A 12,872-nucleotide genomic window follows, 5' to 3' on the forward strand; every position below is an offset into this window, starting at 1 on the left:
GCTGCCATGAGCGACAGAGCCGCCCAACTCAAGGGCATTCGCGTCTGGCTGGCCGTATTCGTGGTGTGCCTCGTCCTCAGCGGGGCCACCGCCTTCCCCCTGGTGCACGAACTGCGCTGGGCCGACGGCCTGGTGCGCGCCCTGTCCGTGCAGGACCGCCTGCCGGGACTGACGGACTGGATCACGAGGGTGCGGCACGGCCTGGACACCGCCGACACCGACTACCCGTTCCTGCTCTACGGCACCGACTGGCTGGCCTTCGCCCACCTCGTCATCGCCGTCGCCTTCTACGGCCCCTACCGCGACCCCGTCCGCAACGTCTGGGTCGTCGAGTTCGCGATGATCGCCTGCGCCGGGATCATCCCGCTCGCCCTGATCTGTGGCCCGATCCGTGGCATCCCCTTCTTCTGGAGCCTGATCGACATGTCCTTCGGGGTGTTCGGCGTGATTCCGCTGTACGTCGTACGGAAGAAGATCAAGCGGCTGGAGGCGCAGCTCGCCGGCTACTGACAGCTGCCGCTGCCGCTGCCGCTGCCGCTGCCGCCGCCGTCGCGCAGGGCGTGCAGGGTGTCCACGCGGTTGGTGGTGATCGAGTCGACGCCCAGGTCGAGAAGGCGGCTCATCGAGCGGCGGGTGTCCGGGGTCCACGCGGACAGCAGACAGCCGTCGCGGTGAACGCGCGCCGCCAGCTCCCTGCTCAGCAGCGAGAAGCGGTAGTTGAGCCAGCGCGGGCGGACCGCGGCCAGCAGCCCGGGCCGGGGCGGGGCGAGGGTCGTCCAGGTCAGGGCGATCTCGGCGGCCGGGTCGGCGGCGCGGACGGCGAGCATGGCCTCGGTGCCCGCGCAGTAGTAGACACGGTCGCGGGCGCCGGTCTGCCGGACCACGTCCATGACCCGGTCCACCATCCGCCGCTCGACCCGCCCGCACAGGTCGACCATCACCCGGCTGTCACCGGTCGCGGCCAGCGCCTGCGCCAGTGTCGGCACCCCGCCCGCCGTGAGAGCGCGCACCTCCTCGGCGGACAGCGCGCCGAGCGGGCGTCCGATTTCCCAAAGCCGCTGCAGCGTGTCGTCGTGCAGCAGGACGGGGACGCCGTCGCGGGTGAGCCGGACGTCGATCTCGACCGCGTCCGCACCCCGGTCGAGTGCGGAACGCAGCGAGTCGATGGTGTTCTCACGGAAGCGGTAGGGGTCGCCGCGGTGGGCCACGGCGGTCACGGTCTGCATGGCCCCCATTGTGGCCGCCGTGGGCGTGGGTCAGGCAGCGAGCCAGGCGGCGGCGTACGCGTCGATCTCCGCCGCGATCCGGGTCTTGCCGGCCGCGTCCAGGAAGGAGGCCGTCACGGCGTTCTTCGCCAGCTCGGCCAGCCCCCGCTCGTCCAGGTCGAGCAGCCGGGCGGCCACCGCGTACTCGTTGTTGAGGTCGGTGCCGAACATCGGCGGGTCGTCGGAGTTGATCGTGACCAGGACCCCGGCACGCGTGAACTCCTTGATCGGGTGCTCGTCCAGGGTGCGGACCGCGCGGGTGGCGATGTTCGAGGTCGGGCAGACCTCGAGCGGGATGCGGTGATCGGCGAGGTGCGCGAGCAGCTTCGGGTCCTGCGCGGCACTGGTGCCGTGCCCGATGCGCTCGGCGCGCAGATGGGTCAGCGCGTCCCACACGGTCTCCGGGCCGGTCGTCTCCCCGGCGTGCGGCACCGAGCGCAGGCCCGCGGCGATGGCCCGGTCGAAGTACGGCTTGAACTGCGGCCGGGGCACGCCGATCTCGGGGCCGCCGAGCCCGAACGACACCAGGCCCTCCGGGCGGATCCGGTCGTCGGTGGCGAGCCGGGCCGTCTCCTCCGCGGACTCCAGACCCGCCTCGCCGGGAATGTCGAAGCACCAGCACAGTACGGTCCCGAACTCGGCCTCGGCGGCCTTGCGGGCGTCCTCGATCGCCGCCATGAACGCCAGCTCGTCGATGCCGCGCCGGGTGGAGGAGAAGGGGGTGATGGTCAGCTCGGCGTACCGCACCTGCTGCCGGGCCAGGTCACGGGCCACCTCGTAGGTGAGCAGCCGGACGTCCTCGGGGGTGCGGATGAGGTCGACCACCGACAGGTACACGTCGATGAAGTGGGCGAAGTCGGTGAAGGTGAAGAACTCGGCCAGGGCCTCGGGGTCGGACGGCACCTTGGAGTCGGGGTGCCGTGCGGCCAGTTCGGAGACGATGCGCGGGGAGGCGGAGCCGACGTGGTGGACGTGCAGTTCGGCCTTGGGCAGTCCGGCGATGAAGGTCCGCAGATCGCGGTCGGCCGTGCCGGCGGCGGGTACGGAGCTCTCGGTCATGGGGTCCTCCCCGGGACGGGCGCCCGCGACGCGTGGTCCGTGGTGCGGGCGCGGTGATCGGCTGATCGGTTGCGCGGGATCATCGTAGGCCCCGGTCCGCGCCCGACCGGCCTGCCCGTAGCATGGCGGGACAGCGAGCAGAGGGGGTCCTTCACCATGTCCGACGAGGTGCCGCAGTCCACGCCGCACGGGCAACAGCCCGCCGGCGAGGGGACGAGGCCACCCCGGGTCTCCCTGGGCAAGCCGGACACGGCGCAGGGCGCCGGACCGACCCCGGCCGGTGACTCCGTGCACTACCAGGAGACGCTGACCTCGCTGCCCGGGGCGCCGGACGAGCCCGCGGACGCCGTGCCGTCGTCCTGGGCCCCGCCGGTCGCCGGCCCCCAGGCGCAGACCGACCCGTTCGCGCCCCCGGCCGCCACGCCTCCCGCGAACCCCTACGCCCCGCCGGCCGGCCCGGCGAACGGCTACGCGCCGCCCGCCCAGCACGCGGGACCGGCACCCGTGCCCCCGCCGCCGGTAGCCCCGGAAGGCCCCGGCCGGATGCCGTACGGCTACCCGGGCGCACCCTCGGCCTACGGCTACCCGGGACAGCCGCAACCCCAGCCGCCGTACGCCGGCCCCTACCCGGCCGCGCCCGGCTACGGCTGGCCGGGCATGCCGATGGTCCCGCAGAACGGCATGGGCATCGCGGCGATGGTGCTCGGCATCCTCTCCCTGTGCCTGTTCTGCATGTACGGCGTGGTCTCGGTGGTGCTGGGCATCCTCGCGGTGGTCTTCGGCATCAAGGGGCGCCGGCGGGCCGACCGCGGCGAGGCCACCAACCGCGGCCAGGCCCAGGCGGGCCTGATCATGGGCATCATCGGCATCGTGATCGGGATCGCCGTGATCGTCCTGCTCGCGATCGGCATCACCGCCGCCGTGCACGAGGGCAGCACCCACTCCGACCCGTACGACGACTCGGCCCGCAGCGTCTCGGTGGTGGTGGCCACGGACCGCTGAGCCCGCCAGGCCGTGGCCTGCCGGCAGCCGTCGGCCGGAACCCGCTGACCTCCCGGTGCGGCCATCTGCCCCTCCCGGTGCGGCCATTACGATGCCTTGATCGTCAACGGAGGGGGAAGCACCTCATGTCCCACATCAACCCCGAAGCCGGTGGTTTCGGTCCCCCGGCCCCGCAGCAGGCGCCGGGGTACGGATATCCGCAGCAGTCCGGGCCCGGCTACGGCCACGCCCAGCCGGGTACGTCCTACCCGGCCGTGCCGACCGGGGCGTATCCGCAGGCCCCCGGCTACGCGATGCCGATGCAGCCGAGCAACGGCATGGGCACCACGGGACTGGTGCTCGGCATCATCGGAGTGGTCTGCAGCCTGACCTTCTTCCTGTGGTTCTTCGGAATCGTCCTGGGCATCCTCGGGATCATCTTCGGCGCGGTCGGGCGGGGGAAGGCCAACCGGGGTGAGGCCACCAACAAGGGCGCGGCCACCGCGGGCCTGGTCTGCGGGATCGTCGCCACGGTGATCCTCCCGGTGCTGGGCTTCGTGATCTTCGCCAGCATCATGGGCAGCGCCAGTACGTTCTGACGCAGGTCCCGGCGCCCCGGGGTACCGGGACCGGGCACGGGGCCGGTCGTGAGGACCGGCCCTCTCAGGCCCCGCCCTCCTCCGGCCGTGCCCCGGCCAGCCGCTCGCGCGCCTCCATCAGCGCGAAGCCCAGGAGATTCAGCCCCTTCCAGCGCCCGGGGTCCGATGCCGCCGCGTCGTCCGCGGCGAGGCCGATGCCCCAGACCCGGTCCACCGGGCTCGCCTCCACCAGCACCCGGTCACCGGTGCCCAGGAGGAACGCGCGGAGCGCGTCGTCGGCCGCGAACTTGTGCACACTGCCCTCGACCACGATCCGGAAGCGCTCCCGCTCCCATGCCGCCTCGTCGAAGTCCCGGACCAGCCGGCCCGCCTTCTTCGCCTCGGCGGGATGCGCCGCGGCCAGCACCCGGCGCTCCGCCTCCGCGTCGCCGAACAGCCGCGCCTTGCCCGCCATCATCCAGTGCTCGGCCGTCGCGTAGGTCACCCTGTCGACCTCGAACGGTGACGGCCACCACTGGCTCAGACAGCTCGCGCCGATGCCGCCGTCCGGCCGCGGCCGGTGCCCCCAGAAGTGGAGGTACCTGATCCGGCTGCCTGCCCGGACCTCCCTGATCAGGGCTTCCAACCCGTCGATCTTCCCCATGCACGCGAGTCTGGCACGCACCACTGACAGTCCGTCCGGCCTTTTCTGTCCGGACTCGACACCTGGTCGACAGATTCCGTCGCGTAACCAAAAGGCAACAACGGAATCACTTGTTGGAGTCCTCTTGCTCTGTCAGGATCGGCACTCAAATCGAGCTGGAGCTACGCCACCCACCCCCCGGGACGGGGCGAACGGCGGAGGAGAGCGACATGCACAACCCGGGCAGCGCCACCCCGGAACGATTCCCTGCGCAGGAGCGATTCGCCGACGGCGCGCAGTTCATCGCCGGACGGCTGACGAAGGGCACCTCGGGCCGCACCCACGCCGTGGTCGACCCCGCCACCGGCGAGGACGTGTACACCTACGAGCTGGCCGGCACCGACGACGTCGACGCGGCCGTCGCCGCCGCGCGCGAAGCCTTCCCGGGCTGGTCCTCCGCCACCCCGGGCGAGCGTTCCGACGCCCTGCACAGGTTCGCCGCGGTGCTCGCCGACCGCGCGGAGGACTTCGCCCGCGCGGAGTCCCTGCAGTGCGGCAAGCCGCTGAAGCTCACCCGCGAGTTCGACGTGCCCGGCACCATCGACAACACGGCGTTCTTCGCGGGCGCCGCCCGGCACCTCGCGGGGCAGTCCGCCGGTGAGTACTCCGGCGACCACACGTCGTACGTCCGGCGCGAGCCCATCGGCGTCGTCGGATCGATCGCGCCCTGGAACTACCCTCTGCAAATGGCCGCCTGGAAGATCCTCCCGGCGATCGCCGCGGGCAACACCATCGTGCTCAAGCCCGCCGAGCTGACCCCGCTCACCTCGCTGCTCTTCGCGCAGGCCGCCACGGACGCCGGCATCCCCGACGGTGTGATCAACGTCGTCACCGGGACCGGCAAGGAGGCGGGGGAGCACCTGGTCGGCCACCCCGACGTCGCCATGACCTCCTTCACCGGGTCCACCGCCGTGGGCAAGCGCGTCGCCGAGGTGGCCACCGCCACGGTCAAGCGACTGCACCTGGAACTCGGCGGCAAGGCGCCCTTCGTCGTCTTCGACGACGCCGACCTGGAGGCCGCCGTGCACGGGGCCGTCGCCGGTTCCCTCATCAACACCGGGCAGGACTGCACGGCCGCCACGCGCGCGTACGTGCAACGGCCGCTGTACGAGGCGTTCGTGGAGCAGACCGCCGCGCTGATGGAGACCGTGCGGCTCGGCGACCCGTTCGCCGCGGGCACCGACCTCGGCCCCCTCGTCTCGCACGCCCAGCGGGACCGCGTCGCGGGCTTCGTGGACCGTGCGCGTGCCTACGCGCGCGTGGTGACCGGCGGCGAGGCTCCGCGGGGCGAGCTGGAGAGGGGCGCCTACTACCGGCCGACCCTGATCGCCGACGCTACCCAGGACAGCGAGATCGTCCAGTCCGAGATCTTCGGCCCGGTCCTCGTCGTCCTGCCCTTCGACAGCGATGACGAGGGCATCCGGCTGGCCAACGACACGCCGTACGGCCTCGCCGCCTCCGCGTGGAGCGGCAGCGTCTACCGCGCGAACCGCGCCACCCGCGAGATCCAGGCGGGATGCGTGTGGATCAACGACCACATCCCGATCATCAGCGAGATGCCGCACGGCGGCTACAAGGCCTCCGGCTTCGGCAAGGACATGTCGGCGTACTCCTTCGAGGAATACACGCAGGTCAAGCACGTAATGTTCGACAACACCGCGGTCGCCCGGAAGGACTGGCACCGCACGATCTTCGGGGACCGGTAGCAGTCGCCTCCCGGCGACGGCCCGACACATCACCTCCAGACGGCTGCTGCCGGGTGTGACGACCCGGCCCCGACCAGGCCGACTCATCCTCCGAAAGGGCACCACGCGCATGGAGCAGTACGAGCCCGACCGCATCACGCCGGTCGAAGCCGCCGCCATCCGGCGGAGTCCGTGGGGCGGCCGGGCCGCGACGACCCGCCGGTCGCTGTTGCGCGCCTCAGCGGGCGGCGCGCTCGCGATCGGCGGACTCGGGGCGCTGAGCGCCTGCGGGATCCCGGCGGCGAGCAAGACGCAGGGCGGCGTGTCCGCCGACGACCACTCGGCCAAGGAGAAGGTCGTCAAATTCTCCAACTGGCCCGAGTACATAGACGTGGACGACAAGACGAAGCGGCACCCGACGCTCGACGCGTTCGCCAAGCGGACCGGTATCCAGGTCACGTACACGGAGGACATCAACGACAACGACGAGTTCTTCGGCAAGATCCAGCCCGAGCTCGCCGCCGGCCAGGACACCGGCCGGGATCTCGTCGTCCTCACCGACTGGCTGGCCGCCCGCATGATCCGCCTCGGCTACGTCCAGAAGCTGGACCCGTCCAACCTGCCGCACGCCTTCGCCAACCTGTCGGACCAGTTCCGCGCCCCCGACTGGGACCCGGGCCGGGCCTACTCGTACCCCTGGCAGGGCATCTCGACCGTCATCGCCTACAACAAGAAGGCCCTCGACGGCATCGAGGTGAAGTCGGTCTCCGACCTGCTCGACAACCCCAAGCTCAGGGGCCGCGTCGGCTTCCTGACGGAGATGCGCGACAGCATCGGCATGACCATGCTCGACATGGGCAAGGACCCGGCGAAGTTCACGGACGACGACTACGACGCGGTGATCGCCCGCCTCCAGAAGGCCGTCGACAAGGGCCAGATCCGCCGCTTCACCGGCAACGACTACACCTCGGACCTCACCAAGGGCGACTTCGCCGCGTGCGTGGCGTGGGGCGGCGACATCGTCCAGCTCCAGGCGGACAACCCGGACGTCGGCTATCTGATCCCCGACAGCGGCTACATGACGTCGACCGACAACATGCTGATCCCCAACAGGGCACGCCACAAGACGAACGCCGAGCGGCTCATCGACTTCTTCTACGAGCCGGAGCCGGCCGCCGAGCTCGCCGCGTACGTCAACTACGTGAGCCCCGTCGCGGGAGTGCAGCCCTACCTTGCGAAGATCGACAAGGCGGCGGCGAACAACCCGCTGATCCTTCCCGACAAGGCCATGCAGGCGAAGTCCCATGCCTTCCGCGCGCTGACGCAGAAGGAAGAGACGGCCTACCAGCAGAAGTTCTCGAAGCTCACAGGGGCGTGACGACGACGATGACGACACCAGACAACAGCGGCGACGTCCGCCTCTCCGGTATCAGCAAGACCTACGACAACGGCTTCACCGCCGTACAGCCACTGGACCTGACGGTGCCGCAGGGCTCCTTCTTCGCCCTGCTCGGCGCCTCCGGCTGTGGCAAGACCACCACCCTGCGCATGATCGCCGGCCTGGAGGAACCTTCCTCCGGCACCGTGCGCCTCGGTGACCAGGACGTCACCCACCTGCCGCCGTACAAGCGCCCGGTCAACACGGTCTTCCAGTCCTACGCCCTCTTCCCGCACCTCGACATCTTCGAGAACGTCGCCTTCGGCCTGCGCCGGCGCGGCATCAAGAGCGTGAAGAAGCAGGTCGAGGACATGCTGGAGCTGGTCCAGCTCGGCGAGCAGGCGCGCAAGAAGCCGCACCAGCTCTCCGGCGGCCAGCAGCAGCGCGTCGCCGTCGCCCGCGCGCTGATCAACCACCCCAAGGTGCTGCTCCTCGACGAGCCGCTAGGCGCCCTCGACCTGAAGCTGCGCCGCCAGATGCAGCTGGAGCTCAAGCGCATCCAGACCGAGGTCGGCATCACCTTCGTGCACGTCACGCACGACCAGGAGGAGGCCATGACCATGGCCGACACGGTCGCCGTGATGAATGCGGGCCGCGTCGAACAGCTCGGCTCGCCCACCGACCTGTACGAGAACCCGAACACGACCTTCGTCGCCAACTTCCTCGGCACCTCCAACCTCATCGAGGCCGAGGTCGACACGGAGAACGGCGACGACATCGTGCTCAAGGCGGGCGGCGGCAAGCTGGTGCTGCCCCAGGCGCGCTGCTCCGCCCCCACGACCACCGGCGGCAAGGTGCTGGTCGGCATCCGCCCCGAGAAGATCTCCCTCACCCACGCCGACGACGCGGGGGAGATACCCGAGGGCCGCAACCGCCTCACCGGCAAGATCGCCGACGCCAGCTTCATCGGCGTCTCCACCCAGTACGTGATCGACAGTCCGGTCTGCGACGAGCTCGCGGTGTACGTCCAGAACGTCGAGCGGGACGGCCGGCTGGTCCCCGGCGCCGAGGTCGTCCTGCACTGGAGCCCCGCCCACACCTTCGGCCTCGACGCCGCCCAGGACATCGACGCGGGCACCGAGGAAGAGGCGGCCGCCTGATGACGACGCTCACCGAGGCGCCACCACCCCTCGCCCCGACCACCGAGGACACGAAACCGCCGCGCAAGCGGGGCCGGTTCACCCCGTACTGGCTGCTGCTGCCCGGCATGCTGTGGCTGATCGTCTTCTTCGCGCTGCCGATGATCTACCAGGCATCCACGTCCGTGCAGACGGGCTCACTGGAACAGGGCTACAAGGTCACCTGGCACTTCGCCACCTACTGGAACGCCCTGTCCGAGTACTGGCCGCAGTTCCTGCGCTCGGTCTTCTACGCGGCCGCCGCGACCGTCCTGTGCCTGCTGCTCGGCTACCCGCTGGCCTACCTGATCGCCTTCCGCGCGGGCCGCTGGCGGAACCTGATCATGGTCCTGGTGATCGCGCCGTTCTTCACCAGCTTCCTGATCCGCACCCTCGCCTGGAAGACGATCCTCGCCGACAACGGCCCGGTGGTGCACGCGCTGAACTCGCTGCACGTCCTGGACCTCACCAACTGGCTCGGCTGGACGGCCGGCGACCGCGTCCTCGCCACACCGCTGGCGGTGGTGTGCGGGCTGACGTACAACTTCCTGCCGTTCATGATCCTGCCGCTGTACACCTCGCTGGAGCGGATCGACGGACGGCTGCACGAGGCGGCCGGCGACCTCTACGCCAGGCCCTGGACCACCTTCCGCAAGGTCACCTTCCCGCTGTCGATGCCCGGCGTGGTCTCCGGCACGCTGCTGACCTTCATCCCGGCGGCCGGCGACTACGTCAACTCCGAGCTCCTCGGCTCCACCGACACCCGCATGATCGGCAACGTCATCCAGACGCAGTTCCTGCGTATCCTCGACTATCCGACGGCCGCGGCCCTGTCCTTCATCCTCATGGCCGCCATCCTGGCCATGGTCACGATCTACATCCGCCGGTCCGGGACGGAGGACCTGGTCTAAATGCCCTTCGTCAACTGGCTCAAGCGCCAACTCGTCGTCATCGCGGGAATCCTGACCCTCGCCTATCTCCTGCTGCCGAACGTCATCGTCACGGTGTTCTCCTTCAACAGGCCGAAGGGGCGCTTCAACTACGAGTGGCAGCACTTCTCTCTGGACGCCTGGAAGCAGCCGTGCGGCGTCGCCGACATGTGCGGCTCGCTCTCCCTCAGCCTCCAGATCGCCGTCTGGGCGACGGTCGGCGCGACGATCCTCGGCACGATGATCGCCTTCGCTCTGGTCCGCTACCGCTTCCGCGCGCGCGGCGCCGTCAACTCGCTGATCTTCCTGCCGATGGCGATGCCCGAGGTCGTCATGGCCGCCTCGCTGCTCACCCTGTTCCTCAACATGGGCGCGCAGCTCGGCGTCATGACGATCCTCATCGCGCACATCATGTTCTGCCTCAGCTTCGTCGTCACCGCGGTCAAGGCCCGTGTGATGTCGATGGACCCGCGCCTGGAGGAGGCCGCCCGGGACCTGTACGCCGGCCCCGTGCAGACCTTCCTGCGGGTCACCCTGCCCATCGCGGCACCGGGCATCGCCGCGGGCGCGCTGCTGTCGTTCGCGCTGTCCTTCGACGACTTCATCATCACGAACTTCAACGCCGGTTCGACCGTCACCTTCCCGATGTTCGTGTGGGGTTCCGCGCAGCGCGGCACGCCCGTCCAGATCAACGTGATCGGTACGGCCATGTTCCTGGTCGCCGTCCTCATCACCCTGTTCTCGATGCTCGTCAGCAATCGCCGTAACAAACAGAAGGCATAAGCCTTTTCAGGAGTTCCCGGTCGGGAAGTCCTCCGTAGGGAGTTGAAATCATGGCCCCAAGCGCCATGAGCCGTGGCAAAGACAACTGGATCGCCTCTCTCTCCGAAGCCCAGCCGGTCCCGTACTGGCTGGAAGACCCCGGCAAGCCGGCCGCCGAGGCCGCCCTCACCGGCACCGACACCTGCGACCTGCTGGTCGTCGGCGGCGGGTACAGCGGGCTGTGGGCCGCACTCAACGCCAAGGAGCGCGACCCGCAGCGCGATGTGGTGCTCCTGGAAGGCCGCGAGGTGGGCTGGGCCGCCTCCGGCCGCAACGGCGGCTTCTGCGCCGCCTCCCTCACCCACGGCCTGCCCAACGGGCTCACCCGCTGGCCGGACGAGATCCGAAAACTGGAGGAACTCGGCCGGAGCAACCTCGACGAGATCGAGGCCGCGATCTCCCGGCACGGCATCGACTGCGACTTCGAGCGCACCGGCGAGATCGACGTCGCCACCGAGACCTACCAGGCCTGGGAACTGAGGGACTGGCACCGGGAGTTGACCGAGCAGGGGCTCGCGGACGGCATCGAGTTCCTGGACGCCGACGCCGTGCGCGAGCAGGTGCACTCGCCCACCTTCGAGGCCGGCCTGTGGGACCGCCGCGGCGTGGCCATGCTGCACCCCGCCAAGCTGGCCTGGGGCCTGAAGAAGGCGTGCCTGAAGCTCGGGGTGCGCGTGTACGAGCACACGCCCGCGCTCACGTTGAAGCAGTACGGCGCCGGCATGGCCGTACGCACTCCGTACGGCGCGGTCCGCGCCCGCCGCGTCGCGCTCGGCACCAACATCTTCCCCAGCCTGCTGCGCCGGGTGCGCTCCTACACCGTCCCGGTCTACGACTACGCGCTGATGACCGAGCCGCTGAGCGCCGACCACATGGAGTCGATCGGCTGGAAGAACAGGCAGGGGCTCGGCGACTCGGCCAACCAGTTCCACTACTTCCGGCTGTCCGCAGACAACCGCGTCCTGTGGGGCGGCTACGACGCGATCCACCACTACGGCGGCCGGGTGCGCGCCGAGTACGACGACCGGCCGGAGACGTACGCCAAGCTCGCGGGCCACTTCTTCACCTGCTTCCCGCAGCTGGAGGGCGTCCGTTTCACCCACGCCTGGGGCGGCGCGATCGACACCTGCTCGCGCTTCTCGGCGTTCTTCGGCACCGCCCACCAGGGGAAGGTCGCGTACGCGGCCGGGTACACCGGCCTGGGGGTGGGCGCCACCCGCTTCGGCGCGGACGTGATGCTCGATCTGCTCGACGGGGAGCGCACCGAGCGGACCGAGCTGGAGATGGTCCGCAAGAAGCCGCTGCCGTTCCCGCCCGAGCCGTTCGCCTGGACCGGGATCGCCCTCACGAAGTGGTCCCTGGCCCGCGCGGACGCACACGGCGGCCGCCGCAATCTGTGGCTGCGGACCATGGACCGGCTGGGGCTGGGCTTCGACAGCTGAGCACCGCCGTAGTGCACAAAGGCCCAGGTCAGAGATCTGGGCCTTTGCGATATGGGGGCTTTTACCCGTTTCTCATAGCTCCGTCAAGCCACGAGTTCCCGGAGCATGACCCCGCTGTCCGATTCCGGCGTACTTGAAGCACGGGCCTCGCCGGGAGGCACTTCATCCCATCGGATCAGCAGGAGCGATCATGACTCGTCTCATTCGACAGAACCGTGGCACCAAAGAATCCCGTTCCGCCCGCCGGCTGGGCCTGTCCATCGCGGTCGCCTCGGCCGTCGCCGGTGGCGTCGCCCTGCCCGCCGCGGCCGCGGTGGCCACCCCGATGCCGCAGACCTCCGCGGTGCGGATGGCCACCGAGCACCACGGCGGGCATCACAGGACGTTCTGCTGGGACAGGCACTACACGTCCCACTGGAAACACCATCACCACAAGTTCTACTGCTGGGGCGACCACCACAAGTACTACTGGGACGAGCATCACAACTGCTACTACGTGATCGTCGAACACCAGCGGTATTACTACTGGGACTCCCGCGACAACGTCTATTACTTCTACAACCACCACCACGACCATTACTGGGACGTGAAGGACTCGGACCACTGGAAGCACGAGCCGAAGACATGGCCGAAGGATCCGACTCCGAAGGTTCCCAACCCCAAGGATCCCAACCCGAAGGATCCGGCTCCCAAGGATCCGGCTCCGAAGGATCCCAACCCGAAGGATCCGGCTCCGAAGGATCCCAACCCCAAGGACCCCAACCCGAAGGATCCGGCTCCCAAGGATCCGGCTCCGAAGGATCCCAACCCGAAGGATCCGGCTCCGAAGGATCCCAACCCCAAGGACCCCAA

Annotated in this window: 13 protein-coding genes; 10 read left to right on the forward strand and 3 right to left on the reverse strand. The window is 69.7% G+C overall.

Going from position 1 to position 12,872, the window contains the following annotated elements; translation table 11 throughout:
- Positions 1-6: 6 nt before the first annotated feature.
- Positions 7-510 (forward strand): hypothetical protein, encoded by a 504-nt coding sequence (locus ABZ919_RS12600; protein WP_361246250.1) that lies wholly within the window; start codon positions 7-9, stop codon positions 508-510.
- Here the strand turns inward: ABZ919_RS12600 and ABZ919_RS12605 are convergent.
- A complete protein-coding gene (locus ABZ919_RS12605; protein WP_361246253.1) occupies positions 504-1,226 on the reverse strand; it encodes a glycerophosphodiester phosphodiesterase in 723 nt (240 codons plus the stop codon). The two genes, ABZ919_RS12600 and ABZ919_RS12605, sit on opposite strands and share 7 nt — an antisense overlap.
- 30 nt (positions 1,227-1,256) lie before the next feature.
- Entirely contained in the window at positions 1,257-2,324 is a 1,068-nt protein-coding gene (locus ABZ919_RS12610) for an adenosine deaminase (RefSeq protein ID WP_361246256.1), read from the reverse strand.
- A gap of 156 nt (positions 2,325-2,480) precedes the next feature.
- Between ABZ919_RS12610 and ABZ919_RS12615 the strand changes: the two genes are divergently transcribed.
- Both ABZ919_RS12615 and ABZ919_RS12620 read left to right on the forward strand, forming a co-directional pair.
- Entirely contained in the window at positions 2,481-3,326 is an 846-nt protein-coding gene (locus ABZ919_RS12615; protein ID WP_361246259.1) for a DUF4190 domain-containing protein, read from the forward strand.
- A 125-nt stretch (positions 3,327-3,451) separates the two neighbouring features.
- On the forward strand, positions 3,452-3,904 hold the full coding sequence (locus ABZ919_RS12620) for a DUF4190 domain-containing protein (protein WP_361246261.1): 453 nt from the start codon (positions 3,452-3,454) through the stop codon (positions 3,902-3,904).
- A gap of 64 nt (positions 3,905-3,968) precedes the next feature.
- On the opposite strand, the gene ABZ919_RS12625 is transcribed toward ABZ919_RS12620, so the two are convergent.
- Positions 3,969-4,547 carry an NADAR family protein gene (locus ABZ919_RS12625; protein ID WP_361246263.1) on the reverse strand — a complete coding sequence of 193 codons (579 nt, stop codon included), beginning with the start codon at positions 4,545-4,547 and terminating at the stop codon, positions 3,969-3,971.
- Between the two features lie 209 nt (positions 4,548-4,756).
- Between ABZ919_RS12625 and ABZ919_RS12630 the strand changes: the two genes are divergently transcribed.
- The 7 genes from ABZ919_RS12630 to ABZ919_RS12660 form a co-directional block, all read left to right on the forward strand.
- The gene (locus tag ABZ919_RS12630; protein WP_361246265.1) at positions 4,757-6,292 is read left to right on the forward strand and encodes a gamma-aminobutyraldehyde dehydrogenase; all 1,536 of its coding nucleotides are present in this window, start codon (positions 4,757-4,759) and stop codon (positions 6,290-6,292) included.
- A 109-nt stretch (positions 6,293-6,401) separates the two neighbouring features.
- Complete coding sequence (locus ABZ919_RS12635; protein ID WP_361246268.1) at positions 6,402-7,649, forward strand: spermidine/putrescine ABC transporter substrate-binding protein; 1,248 nt, start codon at positions 6,402-6,404, stop codon at positions 7,647-7,649.
- 8 nt (positions 7,650-7,657) lie between these two features.
- A complete protein-coding gene (locus tag ABZ919_RS12640; protein WP_361246271.1) occupies positions 7,658-8,809 on the forward strand; it encodes an ABC transporter ATP-binding protein in 1,152 nt (383 codons plus the stop codon).
- Positions 8,809-9,738 (forward strand): ABC transporter permease, encoded by a 930-nt coding sequence (locus ABZ919_RS12645; RefSeq protein WP_361246274.1) that lies wholly within the window; start codon positions 8,809-8,811, stop codon positions 9,736-9,738. The genes ABZ919_RS12640 and ABZ919_RS12645 overlap by 1 nt, the downstream gene beginning before the upstream one ends.
- A complete protein-coding gene (locus ABZ919_RS12650) occupies positions 9,739-10,539 on the forward strand; it encodes an ABC transporter permease (RefSeq protein ID WP_361246276.1) in 801 nt (266 codons plus the stop codon).
- Between the two features lie 50 nt (positions 10,540-10,589).
- A complete protein-coding gene (locus ABZ919_RS12655) occupies positions 10,590-12,020 on the forward strand; it encodes an FAD-dependent oxidoreductase (protein WP_361246279.1) in 1,431 nt (476 codons plus the stop codon).
- Positions 12,021-12,210: 190 nt separating this feature from the next.
- The coding region (locus ABZ919_RS12660; protein WP_361246281.1) for a hypothetical protein at positions 12,211-12,872 on the forward strand (662 nt) is incomplete at its 3' end.

The sequence above is a fragment of the Streptomyces sp. NPDC046759 genome, assembly GCF_040645475.1.
Classification (GTDB): domain Bacteria; phylum Actinomycetota; class Actinomycetes; order Streptomycetales; family Streptomycetaceae; genus Streptomyces.

Bases quoted from the DNA above. Each gene is read 5' to 3' on its own strand.
- ABZ919_RS12635 (WP_361246268.1), top strand. From the start codon at position 6,402: ATGGAGCAGTACGAGCCCGACCGCATCACGCCGGTCGAAGCCGCCGCC.
- ABZ919_RS12645 (WP_361246274.1), top strand. From the start codon at position 8,809: ATGACGACGCTCACCGAGGCGCCACCACCCCTCGCCCCGACCACCGAG.
- ABZ919_RS12650 (WP_361246276.1), top strand. From the start codon at position 9,739: ATGCCCTTCGTCAACTGGCTCAAGCGCCAACTCGTCGTCATCGCGGGA.
- ABZ919_RS12615 (WP_361246259.1), top strand. From the start codon at position 2,481: ATGTCCGACGAGGTGCCGCAGTCCACGCCGCACGGGCAACAGCCCGCC.
- ABZ919_RS12600 (WP_361246250.1), top strand. From the start codon at position 7: ATGAGCGACAGAGCCGCCCAACTCAAGGGCATTCGCGTCTGGCTGGCC.
- ABZ919_RS12605 (WP_361246253.1), bottom strand. From the start codon at position 1,226: ATGCAGACCGTGACCGCCGTGGCCCACCGCGGCGACCCCTACCGCTTC.
- ABZ919_RS12655 (WP_361246279.1), top strand. From the start codon at position 10,590: ATGGCCCCAAGCGCCATGAGCCGTGGCAAAGACAACTGGATCGCCTCT.
- ABZ919_RS12630 (WP_361246265.1), top strand. From the start codon at position 4,757: ATGCACAACCCGGGCAGCGCCACCCCGGAACGATTCCCTGCGCAGGAG.
- ABZ919_RS12625 (WP_361246263.1), bottom strand. From the start codon at position 4,547: ATGGGGAAGATCGACGGGTTGGAAGCCCTGATCAGGGAGGTCCGGGCA.
- ABZ919_RS12640 (WP_361246271.1), top strand. From the start codon at position 7,658: ATGACGACACCAGACAACAGCGGCGACGTCCGCCTCTCCGGTATCAGC.
- ABZ919_RS12610 (WP_361246256.1), bottom strand. From the start codon at position 2,324: ATGACCGAGAGCTCCGTACCCGCCGCCGGCACGGCCGACCGCGATCTG.
- ABZ919_RS12620 (WP_361246261.1), top strand. From the start codon at position 3,452: ATGTCCCACATCAACCCCGAAGCCGGTGGTTTCGGTCCCCCGGCCCCG.